Genomic DNA, 17,250 nt, shown 5'->3' with positions numbered 1-17,250 from the left:
ATTGGGAAAAGTATTTCTTGTATTTGGACTATTAGCCCTGACACTTGCAGCTAACGCCCAAACTGAACTTACACAGCCCCAAGGATTGGCCAAGAAGCAAGGCTTGATACTTTACAATCAATATAAAGCTATTTCTGCTACTCCTTTTCTAGCCGTTGCTGCTGAGGCGGGAGATCACGAAGCGCAATATTATTTGGCTGAGTCACTCAGAAAGAAAAGCCGCTACATGGATGCTGAAGCACTGAAGTGGTATGAGGCTTCGGGAGCGCATGGTGATATTTACGCAATGATTCGGTTAGGTCGCAGTAACAGCGACCTTTGCCAACAATTAAAAAACTGCCCAGCAGGACAAAAGACACCCGCCGAATGGTTGGTACAAGCCAACAAAACAGCTTTGCTCGGCGTGGAAAAAGGCGACCCTGAGTCCATGTATCTGATGTATGAAATCTCTCTGGATCGGGCTTGGTTATCGACCTCATAAAAGGCTATGCACTGGTATCGTTACTGAAAGAGCTAGACGGAGGTGGAAACGTCAAAGTTTATGTCGAAGGAAAACTTCCTCTTATCTCGGAAAAGATGACACCCGAATTGTTAGAAAAATCTGCTAATGCTGGAAGCCCCGTCGCGCAATATCGGATGGCTATCGGCGACCGTCAAGGAGAAGGTTTTTTGCTACCTTGGAAGCGCCAGCAATCGGTTGAGACTTGGTTTTTGGCCTCCGCAAAAGGCGGAAACCCTAAAGCAATGATGCAGCTCTTTGGAATATACCGAGAAAAAGGAGATCTAGAGCAGGCCCGATATTGGGTAGAGCAAGCGGCTTCTTCTGGATATGAAGCCGGTGTTTATAACTATGGCTAGGCAAGGAGACGGTTTCTTCTTGCCGTGGAAGCGGCATGAGGCAATTGAAAATTGGCTGAAACTATCTGCAGAAGGAGGTTACCCCCCTGCAATGATGGAATACGCTGCGTTTATTTATGAAGACCAAGGTGATTTAACAGTCGCTCGCCATTGGATTGTCGAAGCAGCTAAAAAAGGGTACAAGTCAGGCGTCAGCAGTTACGGCGCATATTCAGCCCATTCACCATCGCTTTTTGACTTCCCATTAGATAGGGTTAAAGGTTATGCACTGACCTCGCTACTATCTGAACTTGACGGTGGCGGAGATGTACAGGTCTACGTAAAAGAAACCCTGCCGGAAATTGCGGAAAAAATGACACCGGAACAAATTTCAGAAGCTAACGAATTTGCAAAAAACTGGAAAGCGACTCATCCACCCCTGTCGTTTTTCCCAGAAAAATTGAGCCGTTAACATTGATGAAGAAAAGTCTATTTACCGCACTGTTGATTATTGCGTTTGCGAATCCAGCAGCCGCCGAACTTTCCTCGATACAGCAAGCAGCAAAAACACAGGGGATAACTTTCTACAATCAGCACAAAGCTGTTACTGCTATCCCCTTCCTGGTAATTGCCTCGGAAGCTGGCGATCGTGAGGCTCAGTACTACTTGGGCGAAGCTTTACGCAAAAACAACAAATATATGACGCCAGAAGCCCAGAGCGCATATGAAGCCTCTGCTCGCCAAGGTGATATATATGCAATGATAAGATTGTCTCAACGCAATAACGATCTCTGCGTTAAGATGAACAATTGCTCAGGTGAAAAAAAATCGCCAAGCGAGTGGTCCAAAAGTGCTTTTGAGGCTGCTACGAAAGAAGCTGAAAAAGGCGACGCTGAGGCTATGTATTTGATGTACCGGATAACCGGAGACGACAAATGGTTTGAAAAATCCGCAGACGGAGGTTTTGCGCTAGCGCAGTACTATCTAGCGGCGGAATACCGTGAAGGTAAAGGTTTCTTCCTGACACCGTCAAAACGCGCGGATATGGTCGAACGTTGGATGAAGGCATCTGCGGAAGGTGGCAACCCTCAAGGTATGTTGGCGTATGCCGCGATTCAGGGTCGAAAAAAGGACTGGGAGCAATTAAGGTCGTGGAACGAAAAAGCTGCAATGACTGGATATGTCAGCGCTGTATATGGTTATGGGTCTTACTTAGCAGGTCAATCGCCGGAATATGGCTTTAAGGAGGACCTAGTAACTGCCTATGCATCCATTTCCTGGGTACTTGAACTAGACGGTGGGGGCGGCATGCGAGAATTTGCACAAGACGAACTTCCCGAAATCGCGGCAAAAATGACTGTTGAACAGATCGAAAAATCAAAAAAAACCCTGACGGAATGGAAAGCAACCCGCCCACCACTATCCTTCTTCCCTGACAAGCTATGAACTATTAACACTATGAGAGCTTATTTTTTCATAGCCCTCTTCGCGATCGTAATATCTTTCGAAGTTAACGCGCAGCCTACTTCGGACCTGAAGTCCGCCAAGATGCAGGGCATTACGCTTTACAATCAGTTCAAAGCGACCTCGGCAGTGCCATTCCTTGAATTAGCGGCCCAAGCAGGTGATCACGAAGCCCAATATTATTTGGGTGAGGCCATTCGTAAAAGCAAACGATACATGACTCCTGAAGCTAAGAACGCCTATGAGGCGTCAGCCCTTCAAGGCGATATCTACTCAATGATAAGGCTCGCGGGAGATACAAATGATCTCTGCGTCGCTATGGGTAACTGCCCAAAAGATAGAAAGGAGCCTGGTGAGTGGCGAAAAATGGCTTTAGATACCGCTAGTGTAGAAGCTGCGAAAGGAAACGCAGAATCGATGTATTTGATGTTTAGAGTTACCGGCGATGATAAATGGCTTGAAAAATCAGCAAAAAACGGATTTTCTCTCGCACAATTTAGCCTAGCAACGAAATATCAAGAAGGAGGCGGATTTTTTCTACTCCCTGCAAGTCGGTTAGCGGCTGTGGAGCGCTGGATGAAAGCTTCAGCGGAAGGTGGCTATCCACCAGGGATGATGGGGCTAGCAGCAGTTTCAGTTGAAAAAAATGATCTGGAAAGTTTCAGACTCTGGAACGAAAAAGCTGCTGCCTCAGGATATGTCGAGGGAGTGTTTGGATATGGCTCTTATTTGGGAGAGGATCCGTCTAATTATGGATTCAAGTTAGACCTTGTTAAATCATACGCTCTGCTTTCTCTCCTTTATGAACTTGACGGCGGAGGACATGTTCGACGAGATATTGAGGACGTGCTACCCGACATCGCGAAAAAAATGTCACCTGAGCAAATAAAAGAAGCTAAAGTTTTTTTGGAGAACTGGAAATCCAGCCACCCTCCGCTGTCGTTTTTCCCTGACAAGCTATGAACTATTAACACTATGAGAGCTTATTTTTTCATAGCCATCTTCGTGATCGGAATATCTATTTATCCTGACAAACTTGGATACTGATTTTTCTATTAATTTTTGGCCAATGATAAAGTCTCTTGATAACTCAATCCTCCCAGACAAGCCAGCTCCTAAGGAGCTTGGCTTGTTCGTTGAGGTATAGCGTCAGACCGGCGCCTTCCACCCCATCATCTGCTGCTGCGCAACCAGCAGCAAATCGCACCCATCTTGCGTCAGCAGATAAAGCGCGTGGGTAATGTGCGGAATATCTTGAACATCACCGTTCTTGAAGCATTGGCAATGTAGCGTTTCGAGTAACTGGCTGGCGGCTCGGACACGCTGTAAAGCGGCTTCGAGAATGTCTTGGGGATTGGCCTCGGTATCGATGACCATTGGGTTTGTGTCGGTAACGCTGCTTTTGATTGAGTGATAGCGATCAGGGAATGCATTTAGCGTTGGCATAGTAATTACTCGAGCATTAATTAGTAATCGCCAGCACCGTGACCAAACGATGGAGGCGGCTGTGTACAGGCTTGGTCAACCGCTAACACTCAAAACGGCTCGCCCGAAAGCGTCCTGCACACAGCCACCATTGCAACGTACTACGAGACGTAGAAGTCCGCAGCGCGAATGATGGCACATATGTGCAGTGTTAATCAGGTGACCAAACCTGCTCGCTGATTTTGCAGCGAGGCCAAACAGTAAACGCTGGCAGCTTGCCGGCGAAAGACGACAAAGAGTCCGACCGTGTAGGAACGGGCCGAACCTCCCTCAGTTTTTTTACCCACATGAAACCTCTGTCAGAAACCTCCTCACGACAGGCGGCATTGAGTCGGGTTAACCATCGCTTAACCCCGCGGTCCAAAACTTTACTGGACCGCACGCCCTCAGAGTTCTCTGACGCCCAGTGCGGCAGGTTCGACGACTAAACGTCGAGCTGACTTTAAGCCTGCATCGGAGAACGTTCATGAACATGCGCACCTTGCTGATCACCACCGCCCTCGCCTGCACCGCGTTTGCCGGCCTGGCCCAGGCCAATGACACTTCGAGCTCCCAGGCGGTGCCGTACCACTACGGTATGCCGCTGCACGTGGGCAAGGTCATTACCTTGACCGAACCGTCGACGCTGGACTGCAAAGTGGTCACAGCCGACATGAAGTACATCGATAGCACCTCGGGCAAGCCCGCGGAAATCTCCTACCGTAAACTTTCCGACGCCTGCAGTTATCAGAACTGACTGAAAGGTCTGATTCAACACTTTGCGGTATTCCTGTGAGGGGTTCTGGCGCTATGCTCTGCGCCTCCCCCCACTGCCGCAAGGATTCGCCATGCAGTTATCGTTTCGTACCTTATCGACTTTTACCGCCGCGCTGTGTTTTCTGTTGGCCTTGGTCTGGGGTTTGATGCCGGACAGGTTGCTGTCAATCTGGAGCATCGAATACTCGTTGGCGGTCGGCGTTGTCGCGCGGCGCAGTGCAATGCTGTTCGCGGCGCTGGGTGTGATGTTTTATCTGGTTCGAAACGAATCGCCTTCGATCACCCGCCATGCGCTGAGCAATGGTTTCATGGTCGGCTGCTGGGGGCTGGCAGCACTGGGCTTCGGCGAATGGCTCAATGGCCATGCCGGTCCAGGCATTTTGCTGGCGGTGGTGGTCGAACTGGCACTGGGTCTGGCGTTTCTCCAGACCAAGCGCGTGTCGATGGAACTCGAAACCGTGGGTTAAAGCGATTTTCTGTCTGGATGCAGCGTCTGGGCAATGGTCTGGTGCTGCATGTCAGAGCGCAGTCCAGCGATCAGGTTATTGATTTCTCGGCAACCATTTAGCTGTTTGGCATTTATTCCAGTCACCATGAGATCGAGGTGATCGGTTTGACGATCGGAATACACCTTGACGGTCATCGACAGGTCCGGCGACAGCGTGCATTGACAACGTTTCGGCAAAAAACTGCTTTCAATGATATTGCGAAGCTCCAAGGCAGAAAGAAACATGGCGACCCTCTCCTTAATATGAGACTGCCAATCAACTATCGATACTGACTCAATGAAATCTCCGGTCAGCTCAAGACCAGCTACAGCATAAAACATGCCCAGAATTTCGCCCTGCAGCTCATCGGTAAATCAAGGATTTAGCCAAACGACTGCTAAATGGCCTCATGCACTCTGCAAGAAAGGCGCTGTGGTGCCCCTGCAATGTGCATACATCCAGCGACACGTTTGCATTGGCCGACGACGCCAGTAAGAATGCGGCCAATCAAATCAGTTTCCGCTGACCCCACTCGCACGCAAGGAGGCATCATGGGTTCTTTGACCTGTATCACTACCGTCGGGCTGATTTTTGCCGGGCTGTCGACCATCGCTCACGCCGCGAAACTCGAAGAGGTTGCGCCGTTTCCGAAGCCCGAAAGCGGTTTCACCCGTCAGGTCATTCACCTTGCCCCACAGACTCAGGAAGACGGCTACCAGGTCGAAATCCTCGCCGGCAAAACCCTGACCGTTGACTGTAATCGCCAACGCCTGGGCGGCATTCTCGAGGAGAAAAACCTCGAAGGCTGGGGTTACCCGTTCTACCGACTGGAAAAAGTCATCGGTCCGATGAGTACGATGATGGCCTGCCCGGACGGCAAGAGTAAAAAGGACTTTGTGCCGGTGGTCGGTGACGGTTTCATGCTGCGCTACAACAGCAAACTGCCGATCGTGCTCTATGTACCGAAAGACGTCGAAGTTCGCTACCGGATCTGGTCGGCGTCGGGCAAGGTCGAGAAAGCCGCCCAGGAATAACCGTTCTGTCCCTCTACAGGAGCGCCACTTTGATTACCTGCCACGTCAAATATGTGATCGATCCGTATCAACTCAGCGAATTCGAAGCCTACGCCAAAGCCTGGCTCGGCATCGTCGAGCGTTTGGGCGGCACGCACCACGGGTATTTCCTGCCTTCCGAGGGTGCGAGCAATATCGCCTACTGCCTGTTCAGCTTTCCTTCGCTGGCGGACTACGAAAGCTACCGGCATGTCGCGATGACTGACGCCGAAAGCGCCGCGCTCGTAGCTTCGCTGGTCGAGAAGAAGTTTATCGTCAGTTACGAGCGGACCTTCCTGCGCCCGCTGCTGGCCTGATACCGCTCACGCCGGGGCGCCGCTCAATGCGGCGCGCTCGGCCACATGGCGCAAACTATCGAAATTGATGTTGGCGCCCGAGTCGATCGCTACCAGTGTCTGACCACGGGCATCGGTTTGCGCCACGTATTTTTTGATTCCGGCCACGGCCAAGGCGCCGGAAGGTTCTGTGATCGAGCGGGTATCGTCGTAGATATTCTTGATGGCGGCGCAGAGCTCGTCGTTGCTGACCGTCAACACCTCATCGACACAAAACTGGCAGACCTCGAAACCATAAGCACCGATCTGGGCGACGGCGACACCGTCGGCGAAAGTGCCTACGTTCGGCAGGACAACTCGCTCGTCGGCCTGTAATGCCGCATACAAACAGGCGGAATGCTCCGACTCGACGCCGATGATGCGGACTTCAGGTCGCAGGTATTTGACGTACGCCGCGATGCCGGCGATCAGGCCGCCACCTCCCACCGGGACGAAGATCGCGTCCAGCGGACCTTGATGCTGACGCAGGATTTCCATGGCGACGGTGCCCTGCCCCGCGATCACGTCCGGGTCGTCGAAGGGCGAGACAAAGGTGCGACCGGTTTGCCGCGCCAGGTTCAGCGCATAGTCCAGGGCAAACGGAAAGCTCTCACCATGCAGCACAGCGTCGGCGCCCCGACTGCGTACGCCATGCACCTTCAGTTCTGGCGTCGTACGCGGCATGACGATGGTCGCCGCAATGCCCAGTTCACGCGCCGCCAGCGCCACGCCCTGAGCATGATTGCCCGCCGAAGCGGTGATCACCCCGCGAGCCTTTTGCTCATCGCTCAGTTGCACCAGTTTGTTGTAGGCACCGCGGATCTTGAAGGAAAAGGTCGGTTGCAGGTCTTCGCGTTTGAGCAGGATCTGATTGCCGAGCGCCTCGGACAATGCTGGCGCCGGTTGCAACGGCGTACGCACCGCGAGCTCATACACCGGCGCGGCGAGGATCTTTTTCACGTAGTGCTCAAGCAAGGTCTGCTGGGCGGTGGTCGTGCTCATGGTCGTCTCCTGACGTTGATCGGAGCCCAGGAGGCAGAAAGTAAAAACCCGCCTCTAGGGCGGGTTGGGTGCTGCAGTCGTGAGCTAGCCCGCCAAATAAGGAATGGCGGTAATAATGCTTGGCTGGCAGCGCAATACAGTGGAAGTCATGTCCGGAAATTAGCCGGACGCTGATGGCAAGTCAATGGCCAATTTTCCTCGACCTCTGTAGGCTGACGACTACGCTCATCGTCCCAAGGAAGGAAACCATGAAGTCTGTCGCCCTGCCCCTCATTACCCTGATTGCGTTCGCCGGCTACACCGTTTCGGTGATGCTTCAGGCCGAACAGTCATTGATCGACTTCGGCATCAGCCTGATGTCGCGCCCCGACACGGCGCAGGTGGTGATTGATTTGTACCTGCTGGCGACGCTCGCGGGCATCTGGATGTACACCGATGCGCGCAAGCGGGGGCAGTCGGGGTGGTCGGTGGTTCCCTACCTTTTGATCACCGCAGTTTTCGTCTCCATCGGGCCACTGTTGTACTTGGTGGTGCGTGGGTTGCAGGATCGGAGAAAGGCAGTCAATTTGCCAACCGCCTGAGCCCGAGCCCGAGCCCCCATAGATGTAGCAGCTGCCGAAGGCTGCGTCCGGCTGCGTAGCAGTCGTAAAATCATCCAATGCGGCAGCTCAGTCAGACCGAGGTGTCTGGATTTACGACTGCTACGCAGCCGGACGCAGCCTTCGGCAGCTGCTACAGGTGTCGGTTACTTCAGTCCAATCTTGTACAGGGCTCCATCGTCCTCATCGGTCAGCACATACAAGTACCCGTCCGGGCCTTGCCGCACATCGCGAATGCGCTTGTTGAGTTCGCCCAGCAATCGCTCTTCGTGAACGACCTTGTCGCCATCGAACTGCAAGCGGATCAACTCCTGGCTCACTAACGCGCCGATAAACACGTTGTGCTGCCAGGCCTTGAAGCGGTCAGCGTCGTAGAACGCCATGCCGCTGAGGCCGGGGGACTTTTCCCAGACGTGGCGCGGGGCGACGGTGCCTTCGGCGGTCTTGCCCTTGGCTTCCGGAATCGGCTGGCCGGAATAGTTGATGCCATGGGTTGCCATCGGCCAGCCGTAGTTCTTGCCACGTTCGATGATGTTGATTTCATCGCCACCCAGGGGACCGTGTTCGTTTTCCCAAAGGGTGCCGGTCCAGGGATTGAGCGCCGCGCCTTGTGGATTGCGCTGGCCGTAGGACCAGATTTCCGGGCGTACGCCGGCCTGACCGACAAAGGGGTTGTCGTCCGGCACCTTGCCGTCCGGGTAGATCCGCACCACCTTGCCTTGCAGCTTGTCGAGGTCTTGGGCAGTCGGCCGGTCGTTGTTCTCGCCAAGGGTGATGAACAGGTAGCCGTCACGGTCGAACACCAGGCGCGAACCAAAGTGGTTACCGACCGAAAGCTTGGGCTCCTGGCGAAAGATCACTTTGAAATCCTTTATGCCCGTCAGGTCGTCAGACAGACGTCCGCGACCAACCGCCGTCCCGGCCTTGCCGCCCTCACCACCGCCTTCGGCATACGACAGATAGACCGTGCGGTCTTGCCTGAAGTCGGGCGACAACACCACATCCAGCAAGCCGCCCTGCCCCTTGGCCCAGACCTTCGGCACGCCACTGAGCGGTGCGGAAAGTTTACCGTCGGCGCTGACAACCCGCAGGTTGCCGGGCCGTTCGGTCACCAGCATCCCTTGGCGATCGGGAAGAAACGCCAAGGCCCAGGGATGTTCGAGCCCCTTGGTCATTGTCGTCACCTCAAGGGTGCCCTGTTCGCTTTTCAGGTTCTGGGTCGGCGCCGCGAAAACGGGCGCCGCGGCGGTGATCAGTGCGCTGGCACACAGTGTGGCCAGAAGGGTTTTACGCGACATGCACGATTCCTTTTGTCGTTCGAATGGCTGGCAAGAACGCTGCCGTGCCGTTCAACGGTAGTTGGTGTCTGCGTCTCGATGAGGTGGATTGGGAATGAATTTCGGTGGAGTGGCGGGAGGCTCCCGACCTTGGGGATAGCGGTTGCCGATGCCACCATTATCAAGCGTCGGTGGCCGCGGCACGGGCACTGTGTTCGGCCCACGGATGACCGGCGCGCTGGGTTGCGTGCCTTGCATGCTGTTGGGATTGGCCCGGCGAATCGGGCTGTTGTAAGGATTGCTGGCGTTGCCTGTCGGGCTCTGGGCCAACAGCAGTGAAGAAGGTGGCGGCGCGGTGTCGGCCTGGGCCAGATTGCTCAGCCAGCCACTCAACGCCAACGCGGTGCAGCCGAGCACAAATCTGTTCATGACGAGCCTCTCGACATCAGCGTGGATAGGAACTTCGATATCACGCTACGCCCGGGGTTCGAATTTGTTAACTAAAACCTCCCCGGCAAGATGTAACACGAAGTTGAGTACGCCCCTGATCCCCCACAAGACCGGGCTGCAAGCCACTGAAACTTTTGCGCCAGGCCACAGGTCACCTGAACATCACACGCGAGAAGACGACCATGGCACGGGCAATCTGGAAAGGCGCGATCAGTTTCGGTCTGGTGCATATCCCTGTGGCGCTGGTCTCGGCGACATCCTCGCACGGGGTGGATTTCGACTGGCTCGACAGTCGCAGCATGGACCCGGTGGGCTACAAGCGCGTCAATAAGGTCACCGGCAAGGAAGTGACCAAGGAACACATCGTTAAAGGTGTGCAGTATGAAAAGGGTCGGTATGTGATCCTCAGCGAAGAGGAAATCAAGTCGGCGCACCCGTTGTCCACTCAAACCATCGACATCTTTTCCTTTGTCGACAGCGAGCAGATTCCCCTGCAAAACATCGATACGCCCTACTACCTCGCGCCGGATAAACGCGGTGGCAAGGTCTATGCGCTGTTGCGCGAAACACTAAGCAAAACCAACAAAGTCGCCCTCGCCCATGTTGTGCTGCACACGCGCCAGCACCTCGCCGCGCTGATGCCGCTGGAATCGGCGATGGTATTGGTGATGCTACGCTGGCCCGCCGAAGTGCGAAGTCTGGACACCCTCGAGCTGGGCAGCGAAGTCACCAAGCCCGAACTGGCCAAGGGTGAACTCGACATGGCCAAACGACTGGTTCAGGACATGAGCGCAGACTGGAAACCCGAGGATTATCGCGACAGTTTTGAAGACAAGATCATGGCGTTGGTGGAGAAAAAGGCCAACGAAGGAAAAATCGAAGATGTCGAAACGGCGACTGGCGAAGAGGAACGCAAAACCGCAGACGTTATCGATCTGACCGAGCTGCTTAAACGTAGTCTTGGGGGCAAGAGCACGGGCAAAACGAAGCCGGCCGCAAAACCCGCCGCGCAGAAAAAAGCCACGAAGACTTCTCGTGGCTGATTGAAGGTTTGCGGTGAATGTTATGACCTCTTCGCGAGCAAGCCCGCTCCCACATTAGATCGCGGTCAACTGTGGGAGCGGGCTTGCTCGCGAAGAGGCCATACGCCGTGAAACAATCTTCAGATCAGAACGAAAATCGCCAGCAAACCACCAAAAATCGCCCACTTTTCGAGGTAATAGAGCTTGCGGTTGCGCTTCTTGAGCGCTTTGCCGCGAAGGCGAATCTTGTAGATTTTGGCGAACAAGCGGTTGATACCGCCGGTCTTGTCACCCGCATCGTTCGGTGCGCCCGCCGCCGACATCACATTACGGCTGAACCAGCCATTGAACGCCGCCGCCCAGCGATACTTCATCGGCCGCTCTACGTCGCAGAACAGAATGATGCGGTTCTGCTCGGTGGTGTTTTCGGCGTAATGAATGAAGGTCTCATCGAACATGACCGCTTCACCGTCGCGCCAGTGGTAGTTCTCGCCATCGACGTTGATGTAGCAACCGGCATCGTTCGGTGTTTCCAGACCCAGGTGATAGCGATAGGAACCGGCATACGGATCGCGGTGACGGACCAGTTTCGAACCCGGTGGCAGCTCGGCGAACATCGCAGCCTTGATCGAGCCGATGCTTTGCACCAGTTCAGTAGTGCGCGGGCATAGTTTCATCGCCGAAGGATGGCTGTCGCCGTACCACTTCAGGTAGAAACGTTTCCAGCCCGTCTTGAAGAACGAGTTGAAGCCGACGTCGTCGTATTGATTCGAGCGCTTGATCTCCCCGGCCCTGAGCAGGTTCTGGCCCTCGGCGCGAATTTCTTCCCAATGTTCCTGCAAGGGACTCAGATCGGGAAAGTCGGCCGGGTTCAGATAAGGCTTGTTGGGGATTTTCGAGAACATATAAAGGAAGCAGTTGATCGGCGCCAGAAACGTCGAGTGGTCGCTCAGTTGGCGGCCCAGCTTGTGGCGCACGCGTCCGCGCAAGTGGACGTACGCAATGGATGCAACGTAAACAGCGGCAATGATCAATTTCACAAAAATCGTCACACGTCAGAAGTGAACAAACTGCGTCCCTTGCCGGCCCATCGGCACGAGGGACTTGTGCAGCGTCTGAATACGAGATAGCGGACCCGACTGGCGCGTCCTTGAGCCTGTGCCGCCTGTCGGCATCAGGTGATAGATGGCATTTTAGCCACAGTTTGTAACCAATAGTTAACCTTCAGATGTGAAAATCTGTCCACTGATGCTGCCAAAGTGGCCGTGCGGCCTTAACGCCCTATCGTTTAAAGAGCCAGACCAGTACAATCGCCGCCAAACATTACGCGCCCCCCTTGGTTGATGACGGGAATGAACCCCGTCTCAGCGCACTTCGACTCGGGCCAAGCGCTCCATATGCTGCTGTCCACTTATTGCCAGATGGACCTTCCGCTTCTGACCGGGATGCATTTCCTGTGGTTCGAAAACCGGAAACGGGTACTGAATCGGTACTGCCGCAACCCTAGCTACTCTGAATGCTTCGCAGGAAAAACCTTTGATCTCTACAGCTAACATCACGATGCAGTTCGGCGCCAAGCCGCTATTCGAAAACGTTTCGGTCAAATTCGCCGCGGGCAACCGCTACGGCTTGATCGGCGCCAACGGTTGCGGCAAGTCGACTTTCATGAAAATCCTCGGCGACGACCTCGAGCCGTCCGGCGGCCAGGTCATGCTCGAGCCGAACGTGCGTCTGGGTAAATTACGCCAGGACCAGTTCGCCTACGAAGAATTCACCGTGATCGATACCGTGATCATGGGTCACGAAGAGCTGTGGAAGGTCAAGGCCGAGCGCGACCGCATCTACTCGCTGCCGGAAATGACCGAAGAAGACGGCATGGCCGTTGCTGAACTGGAAACCGAGTTCGCTGAGATGGACGGCTACACCGCCGAATCCCGTGCTGGCGAATTGCTGCTGGGCCTGGGTATCGGCATCGAGCAGCACTTCGGCCCGATGAGTGAAGTGTCCCCAGGCTGGAAACTGCGCGTATTGCTGGCTCAGGCGCTGTTCTCCGATCCTGAAGTGTTGTTGCTCGACGAACCGACCAACCACCTGGACATCAACACCATCCGCTGGCTGGAAAACATCCTGACCCAGCGCTCCAGCCTGATGATCATCATCTCTCACGACCGTCACTTCCTGAACAGCGTGTGCACCCACATGGCTGACCTGGACTACGGCGAGCTGCGCCTGTTCCCGGGCAACTACGACGAATACATGACCGTGGCGACCCAGTCCCGCGAGCAACTGCTGTCGGACAACGCCAAGAAGAAAGCGCAGATATCGGAACTGCAATCGTTCGTCAGCCGCTTCTCGGCCAACGCCTCGAAAGCCAAGCAAGCAACCTCCCGCGCCAAGGCGATCGACAAGATCCAGCTGGCCGAGGTCAAGCCTTCGAGCCGTGTGAGCCCGTTCATCCGTTTCGAACAAACCAAGAAGCTGCACCGTCAGGCGGTCATCGTCGAGCGCATGGCCAAAGGCTTCGATGGCAAGACACTGTTCAAGGACTTCAGCTTCCAGGTTGAAGCTGGCGAGCGCGTCGCGATCATCGGCCCGAACGGTATCGGTAAAACCACCCTGCTGCGCACCCTGGTCAACGAACTGACCCCGGATGCCGGTACTGTGAAGTGGACCGACGCCGCGGAACTGGGCTACTACGCCCAGGACCACGCGCACGACTTCGAAGACGACTGCAACCTGTTCGACTGGATGGGCCAATGGACCCAGGGCGGCGAGCAAATCGTTCGCGGTACCCTCGGCCGTATGCTGTTCTCCAACGACGAGATCCTCAAGTCGGTCAAGGTCATCTCCGGTGGTGAGCAAGGTCGCATGCTGTTCGGCAAGCTGATCCTGCAAAAGCCGAACGTGCTGATCATGGACGAACCGACCAACCACTTGGACATGGAATCCATCGAGGCGCTGAACCTGGCGCTGGAGAACTACCCGGGCACGCTGATCTTCGTCAGCCACGACCGTGAGTTCGTATCGTCGTTGGCCACCCGCATTATCGAACTCAGCCCTAGCGGCGTGATCGACTTCAGTGGCACCTATGACGACTACCTGCGTAGCCAGGGCGTTGTGTTCTAAGCGTTCGCTATAAATAAAAAGCCCTGTCCTTGTGACGGGGCTTTTTGCATTTCAGGGACATGGGATGTTTTGGTGCCGAGACCTTCGCGAGCAAGCCCGCTCCCACATGTGAAAGGCGTTCCCCTGTGGGAGCGGGCTTGCTCGCGAAGAGGCCCTCAAAGCCTACGAACATAGTTAGCCTGCTTCCTTTTATTTGCAGCCCGCGCCATGATGCAGGTCTCCTACCGCCGCCCGCGAACGAGCCCTCATGTCTGTGCAGCAACTACCCCCGCAAAGCTCCATGGCGATCACCCTGCAGATCGTCTCCATTGTCTTTTATACCTTTATTGCCTTCCTCTGCATCGGCCTGCCGATTGCGGTGTTGCCGGGGTATGTCCATGAGCAGCTGGGTTTCAGCGCGATCATCGCGGGGCTGACCATCGGCTCGCAGTACCTGGCCACCCTGCTCAGCCGCCCGATGGCCGGGCGCCTGTCGGACAGCATCGGCACGAAACGGGCGATTGTTTACGGGTTATCGGGGATTGTGTTGAGCGGCGTGCTGACGTTGATTTCAACGCTGCTGCAAAGTCTTCCGTTGCTGAGTCTGTTGATTCTGATCGCTGGCCGTTTGTTGCTGGGGATCGCCCAAGGCTTGATCGGGGTCGGGACCATCAGTTGGTGCATGGGTCAGGTGGGCGCTGAACATACCGCGCGATCGATCTCCTGGAACGGCATCGCCTCCTACGGTGCCATCGCCATTGGCGCGCCGCTGGGGGTAGTGATGGTCGGCGAACTGGGGTTCGCCAGTCTTGGGATCGCGCTGTCGGTGCTGGCGCTGGCGGCGTTGTTGCTGATCCGCAACAAACCCTCGGTGCCGGTGATTCGCGGCGAACGCCTGCCGTTCTGGGCGGTGTTCGGGCGCATTGCGCCGTTCGGTGCGAGCCTGAGCCTCGCCTCCATCGGTTATGGCACGCTGACCACTTTTATTACCCTTTATTACGTCAGCCGTGGCTGGGCCGGCGCGGCTTATTGCCTGACGGTGTTCGGCGTTTGTTTCATTCTGGCGCGACTGTTGTTCATCTCCAGCATTAGCCGTTTCGGTGGATTCACCTCGGCCATTGCCTGTATGAGCATTGAAACGGTGGGCCTGGTGTTGCTGTGGTTCGCGCCTTCGACCGGTTATGCGCTGATCGGCGCAGGCCTGACCGGGTTCGGTCTGTCGCTGGTATATCCGGCGCTGGGGGTCGAAGCGATCAAGCAAGTGCCCAACTCCAGTCGCGGGGCGGGACTGAGTGCTTACGCGGTGTTTTTCGATCTGGCGCTGGCGATTGCCGGGCCGTTGATGGGCGCCGTGGCGTTGAACCTCGGGTACACATGGATTTTCTTCAGCGCGGCGTTGTTGTCGGTGGCAGGACTCGGTTTGACCCTGTTACTGAAACGCCGCGCCATGGCCTGATCGGCCGCGAATGGTGTGAATTTCACTGATCCGCCGTCTGCATTCCGGCCCGGGTCGGTTTGCCAAGCGCGTGAGAGAAGAAACGCCCCGCTTCGGACACCATGGTGCGATGGATGTCTTTGCGGTCTACGCCATCGGCATCGGTACACAGCGCCGGCATGGCGATGATCTGCTCTTCATTGCACGGCGCCAGGAACACAAAGTGCCCTGCCCCGGCCAGCAACTTGAAGTCCGGTGCGATCGGCAGTTTGCGCGCAAGCGCCGCGGCATTCTTGTCGAACGCCACCAGTTTGTCGCCGTCGCCGCTGTAGAGCAGGACAGGCACATGCACGTCGGCCAGGGTATGGCGACCAAACTTCAGGCTCAGCGGCGCCATGAGCAACAAGGCGCGAACCCGAGGGTCGGCCACCGGTTGCAAGTCATCACGGTCAGCAATCAATTCGCCTTGGGTGTTGCAGGCATCGCGGTCGTCCGGGCGCTCCTGACAATAGCGGCGCAGACGGTCCAGGTCTGGTGTAGCGCCGGACAGAATCAGCGCCGTCTCCCCGCCCGCCGAATAACCGATCACACCCACCTGATCGGCATTGACGAAGGGCGCGAGCATTCGATCGCCCAGCGTCGCGGTAATGGCTTCGGAAATCTGGATGGGCCGACCGTAAAGGTTACTCAACGTACCGAGGCGGCTGTGGTCTTTGGAGTTGTCACCGGGATGGATCACCGCCACCACCACAAACCCTTTGCGTGCCAGCGATGTGGCGAGGTCGTTTAAGGCCAGCGGGGTTCCGGTGTTGCCGTGGGACAGCATCAGCATCGGGAAACGGCCGATGGCGACTCGGGTATCTTCGCCCGCTTCGACCGTGTAGCCCTCGAGGATGCTGGAGTGTTCCTTGTCGCTGGAGGGGTAGAAAGCGATGGCGCGCATCGGCTGCAAGTCCAGAGGGTCGAGAAAGCTCATCTCATGGAAACCGACGCTCCAGTGAGGATGCGGCGCAGGCGCGGCGTGCACTGAGTTCAGGCTGCTGAGCAGGCAAATCAGCAAGGTTGCACAAAGACGCACCATGGGAGGCTCCACCTGGCTACTGACCGGGGACGTTAATCCTCGACTGCATAACTCGGGCCACTATTTAATGAAATTCCGAAACAGCCAGAAACAAAAAACTCCGCATCTGGCACTTGCGTGGTCAGAATACAGAGTTTTTTGGGTATTGCTCGAGCTGTTTGATTTTCTTTACAGAAGCCTTACGCAGCGGCGAACAACTGCTCGCTGATTTGCGTGTGAGCGTCGCTCATGGCTTTGGTGCGGACTTCGTCACCGTAGGCCAGGCCATGGGCACGGACGAACTCGAGGTCAGTGATACCGATGAAGCCGAACAGCACCTTCAAGTACTCTTCGTGAGCAACACCAGTCGCCTGGCCCGCATGCAGACCGCCGGAAGTCGATACGATCACGACTTTCTTGCCACCGCACAGGCCTTCAGGGCCGGCTTCGGTGTAACGGAAGGTCTGACCGGCAACGGCGATGCGGTCGATCCAGGCCTTGAGTTGGGTCGGGATGGTGAAGTTGTACATCGGAGCTGCAATCACCACGGCATCGGCGGCGAGGAATTCGGCCAGGGTGGTGGCGCTCAGCTCGGCTTCGTGCTGTTGGGCGGCGTTGCGCAGTTCAGCGGTGGTACCGGCGGCAACCAGGGTCGTGGCGGAGAAATGGCTGATGGCATCGGCGGCCAGGTCGCGATAGGTCACCACGGCAGTCGGCTCGGCGATTTGCCAGGCTTTAACGACTTCGCTGCTCAGCTGACGGGAAGCCGAGTTGTCACCAAGAATGCTCGAATCGATATGCAGCAGTTTCATGTGGGATCTCCAGGTGAGGATCGCTACGAGGCGATCTGATGGGGAGAATCCTACAGACGAAACCAATAGCT

Annotated in this window: 20 protein-coding genes and 1 pseudogene; 13 read left to right on the top strand and 8 right to left on the bottom strand. The window is 55.8% G+C overall.

The window, feature by feature from the left end:
* Nucleotide 1 precedes the first annotated feature (1 nt).
* The 5 genes from ACSQ87_RS15925 (at nt 2) to ACSQ87_RS15905 (ending at nt 3,264) form a co-directional block, all read left to right on the top strand.
* A complete protein-coding gene (locus tag ACSQ87_RS15925) occupies nt 2-481 on the top strand; it encodes a hypothetical protein (protein ID WP_223432756.1) in 480 nt (159 codons plus the stop codon).
* Nucleotides 463-858: a tetratricopeptide repeat protein gene (locus tag ACSQ87_RS15920; RefSeq protein ID WP_223432757.1), complete on the top strand. Its 396-nt coding sequence runs from the start codon at nt 463-465 to the stop codon at nt 856-858. Before ACSQ87_RS15925 ends, ACSQ87_RS15920 begins: the two co-directional genes overlap by 19 nt.
* A complete protein-coding gene (locus ACSQ87_RS15915; RefSeq protein ID WP_223432758.1) occupies nt 851-1,309 on the top strand; it encodes a sel1 repeat family protein in 459 nt (152 codons plus the stop codon). Before ACSQ87_RS15920 ends, ACSQ87_RS15915 begins: the two co-directional genes overlap by 8 nt.
* A 5-nt stretch (nt 1,310-1,314) precedes the next feature.
* Nucleotides 1,315-2,283, top strand: a complete 969-nt coding sequence (locus tag ACSQ87_RS15910) for a tetratricopeptide repeat protein (RefSeq protein ID WP_223432759.1) — start codon at nt 1,315-1,317, stop codon at nt 2,281-2,283.
* Nucleotides 2,284-2,385: 102 nt separating this feature from the next.
* On the top strand, nt 2,386-3,264 hold the full coding sequence (locus tag ACSQ87_RS15905) for a tetratricopeptide repeat protein (RefSeq protein WP_436273795.1): 879 nt from the start codon (nt 2,386-2,388) through the stop codon (nt 3,262-3,264).
* 186 nt (nt 3,265-3,450) lie between these two features.
* Here the strand turns inward: ACSQ87_RS15905 and ACSQ87_RS15900 are convergent, their stop codons facing one another.
* Complete coding sequence (locus ACSQ87_RS15900; RefSeq protein WP_223432761.1) at nt 3,451-3,747, bottom strand: hypothetical protein; 297 nt, start codon at nt 3,745-3,747, stop codon at nt 3,451-3,453.
* Nucleotides 3,748-4,252: 505 nt separating this feature from the next.
* Between ACSQ87_RS15900 and ACSQ87_RS15895 the strand changes: the two genes are divergently transcribed.
* The gene (locus ACSQ87_RS15895; RefSeq protein ID WP_046047138.1) at nt 4,253-4,522 is read left to right on the top strand and encodes a DUF2790 domain-containing protein; all 270 of its coding nucleotides are present in this window, start codon (nt 4,253-4,255) and stop codon (nt 4,520-4,522) included.
* Nucleotides 4,523-4,613: 91 nt separating this feature from the next.
* On the top strand, nt 4,614-5,009 hold the full coding sequence (locus ACSQ87_RS15890; protein ID WP_150655948.1) for a hypothetical protein: 396 nt from the start codon (nt 4,614-4,616) through the stop codon (nt 5,007-5,009).
* Here ACSQ87_RS15890 and ACSQ87_RS15885 read toward each other — a convergent pair.
* Nucleotides 5,006-5,275, bottom strand: a complete 270-nt coding sequence (locus ACSQ87_RS15885; protein ID WP_223432762.1) for a DUF1652 domain-containing protein — start codon at nt 5,273-5,275, stop codon at nt 5,006-5,008. The genes ACSQ87_RS15890 and ACSQ87_RS15885 overlap by 4 nt on opposite strands.
* Nucleotides 5,276-5,581: 306 nt before the next feature.
* Here ACSQ87_RS15885 and eco point away from each other — a divergent pair, with 306 nt between their 5' ends.
* Together eco and ACSQ87_RS15875 are read left to right on the top strand one after the other, a co-directional pair.
* Nucleotides 5,582-6,064 carry a serine protease inhibitor ecotin gene (gene eco / locus ACSQ87_RS15880; RefSeq protein ID WP_436273794.1) on the top strand — a complete coding sequence of 161 codons (483 nt, stop codon included), beginning with the start codon at nt 5,582-5,584 and terminating at the stop codon, nt 6,062-6,064.
* 29 nt (nt 6,065-6,093) lie between these two features.
* Nucleotides 6,094-6,399 (top strand): NIPSNAP family protein, encoded by a 306-nt coding sequence (locus ACSQ87_RS15875; RefSeq protein ID WP_149631950.1) that lies wholly within the window; start codon nt 6,094-6,096, stop codon nt 6,397-6,399.
* A gap of 24 nt (nt 6,400-6,423) precedes the next feature.
* Here the strand turns inward: ACSQ87_RS15875 and ilvA are convergent.
* Nucleotides 6,424-7,419 (bottom strand): annotated as a pseudogene (gene ilvA / locus ACSQ87_RS15870) (threonine ammonia-lyase, biosynthetic); the annotation flags it as partial.
* A 248-nt stretch (nt 7,420-7,667) separates the two neighbouring features.
* Here ilvA and ACSQ87_RS15865 point away from each other — a divergent pair.
* Complete coding sequence (locus ACSQ87_RS15865) at nt 7,668-8,000, top strand: DUF2834 domain-containing protein (protein ID WP_223432765.1); 333 nt, start codon at nt 7,668-7,670, stop codon at nt 7,998-8,000.
* A gap of 164 nt (nt 8,001-8,164) precedes the next feature.
* On the opposite strand, the gene ACSQ87_RS15860 is transcribed toward ACSQ87_RS15865, so the two are convergent.
* Complete coding sequence (locus tag ACSQ87_RS15860) at nt 8,165-9,316, bottom strand: PQQ-dependent sugar dehydrogenase (protein WP_223432766.1); 1,152 nt, start codon at nt 9,314-9,316, stop codon at nt 8,165-8,167.
* Nucleotides 9,317-9,367: 51 nt separating this feature from the next.
* Complete coding sequence (locus ACSQ87_RS15855; RefSeq protein ID WP_223432767.1) at nt 9,368-9,724, bottom strand: hypothetical protein; 357 nt, start codon at nt 9,722-9,724, stop codon at nt 9,368-9,370.
* Between the two features lie 203 nt (nt 9,725-9,927).
* Here ACSQ87_RS15855 and ACSQ87_RS15850 point away from each other — a divergent pair, with 203 nt between their 5' ends.
* On the top strand, nt 9,928-10,788 hold the full coding sequence (locus ACSQ87_RS15850; RefSeq protein WP_223432768.1) for a Ku protein: 861 nt from the start codon (nt 9,928-9,930) through the stop codon (nt 10,786-10,788).
* A 119-nt stretch (nt 10,789-10,907) separates the two neighbouring features.
* Here the strand turns inward: ACSQ87_RS15850 and lpxO are convergent, their stop codons facing one another.
* Nucleotides 10,908-11,807 carry a lipid A hydroxylase LpxO gene (gene lpxO, locus ACSQ87_RS15845; protein WP_223432769.1) on the bottom strand — a complete coding sequence of 300 codons (900 nt, stop codon included), beginning with the start codon at nt 11,805-11,807 and terminating at the stop codon, nt 10,908-10,910.
* A 496-nt stretch (nt 11,808-12,303) separates the two neighbouring features.
* Between lpxO and ACSQ87_RS15840 the strand changes: the two genes are divergently transcribed.
* Both ACSQ87_RS15840 and ACSQ87_RS15835 read left to right on the top strand, forming a co-directional pair.
* Nucleotides 12,304-13,893, top strand: a complete 1,590-nt coding sequence (locus tag ACSQ87_RS15840) for an ABC-F family ATPase (protein WP_008149954.1) — start codon at nt 12,304-12,306, stop codon at nt 13,891-13,893.
* A 247-nt stretch (nt 13,894-14,140) separates the two neighbouring features.
* Nucleotides 14,141-15,328 carry an MFS transporter gene (locus ACSQ87_RS15835; protein WP_223432770.1) on the top strand — a complete coding sequence of 396 codons (1,188 nt, stop codon included), beginning with the start codon at nt 14,141-14,143 and terminating at the stop codon, nt 15,326-15,328.
* A gap of 22 nt (nt 15,329-15,350) precedes the next feature.
* Here the strand turns inward: ACSQ87_RS15835 and ACSQ87_RS15830 are convergent, their stop codons facing one another.
* Nucleotides 15,351-16,388, bottom strand: a complete 1,038-nt coding sequence (locus ACSQ87_RS15830) for an alpha/beta hydrolase family protein (RefSeq protein WP_150655937.1) — start codon at nt 16,386-16,388, stop codon at nt 15,351-15,353.
* Between the two features lie 179 nt (nt 16,389-16,567).
* Nucleotides 16,568-17,179, bottom strand: coding sequence for an FMN-dependent NADH-azoreductase (locus tag ACSQ87_RS15825; RefSeq protein ID WP_223432771.1), 612 nt, complete (start codon nt 17,177-17,179; stop codon nt 16,568-16,570).
* Nucleotides 17,180-17,250 lie beyond the last annotated feature (71 nt).

The organism is Pseudomonas sp. LjRoot277, from assembly GCF_964253845.1.
Taxonomy (GTDB): Bacteria; Pseudomonadota; Gammaproteobacteria; order Pseudomonadales; family Pseudomonadaceae; genus Aquipseudomonas.
This window is presented reverse-complemented; position numbering and strand designations above follow the sequence as displayed.

What these genes read in the sequence shown, in the direction of transcription:
- ACSQ87_RS15830 (WP_150655937.1), bottom strand. Translation starts at nt 16,388, where the DNA reads ATGGTGCGTCTTTGTGCAACCTTGCTGATTTGCCTGCTCAGCAGCCTG.
- ACSQ87_RS15915 (WP_223432758.1), top strand. Translation starts at nt 851, where the DNA reads ATGGCTAGGCAAGGAGACGGTTTCTTCTTGCCGTGGAAGCGGCATGAG.
- ACSQ87_RS15910 (WP_223432759.1), top strand. Translation starts at nt 1,315, where the DNA reads ATGAAGAAAAGTCTATTTACCGCACTGTTGATTATTGCGTTTGCGAAT.
- ACSQ87_RS15825 (WP_223432771.1), bottom strand. Translation starts at nt 17,179, where the DNA reads ATGAAACTGCTGCATATCGATTCGAGCATTCTTGGTGACAACTCGGCT.
- eco (WP_436273794.1), top strand. Translation starts at nt 5,582, where the DNA reads ATGGGTTCTTTGACCTGTATCACTACCGTCGGGCTGATTTTTGCCGGG.
- ACSQ87_RS15855 (WP_223432767.1), bottom strand. Translation starts at nt 9,724, where the DNA reads ATGAACAGATTTGTGCTCGGCTGCACCGCGTTGGCGTTGAGTGGCTGG.
- ACSQ87_RS15860 (WP_223432766.1), bottom strand. Translation starts at nt 9,316, where the DNA reads ATGTCGCGTAAAACCCTTCTGGCCACACTGTGTGCCAGCGCACTGATC.
- ACSQ87_RS15895 (WP_046047138.1), top strand. Translation starts at nt 4,253, where the DNA reads ATGAACATGCGCACCTTGCTGATCACCACCGCCCTCGCCTGCACCGCG.
- ACSQ87_RS15885 (WP_223432762.1), bottom strand. Translation starts at nt 5,275, where the DNA reads ATGTTTCTTTCTGCCTTGGAGCTTCGCAATATCATTGAAAGCAGTTTT.
- ACSQ87_RS15890 (WP_150655948.1), top strand. Translation starts at nt 4,614, where the DNA reads ATGCAGTTATCGTTTCGTACCTTATCGACTTTTACCGCCGCGCTGTGT.
- ACSQ87_RS15835 (WP_223432770.1), top strand. Translation starts at nt 14,141, where the DNA reads ATGTCTGTGCAGCAACTACCCCCGCAAAGCTCCATGGCGATCACCCTG.
- ACSQ87_RS15900 (WP_223432761.1), bottom strand. Translation starts at nt 3,747, where the DNA reads ATGCCAACGCTAAATGCATTCCCTGATCGCTATCACTCAATCAAAAGC.
- ACSQ87_RS15850 (WP_223432768.1), top strand. Translation starts at nt 9,928, where the DNA reads ATGGCACGGGCAATCTGGAAAGGCGCGATCAGTTTCGGTCTGGTGCAT.
- ACSQ87_RS15865 (WP_223432765.1), top strand. Translation starts at nt 7,668, where the DNA reads ATGAAGTCTGTCGCCCTGCCCCTCATTACCCTGATTGCGTTCGCCGGC.
- ACSQ87_RS15905 (WP_436273795.1), top strand. Translation starts at nt 2,386, where the DNA reads ATGCAGGGCATTACGCTTTACAATCAGTTCAAAGCGACCTCGGCAGTG.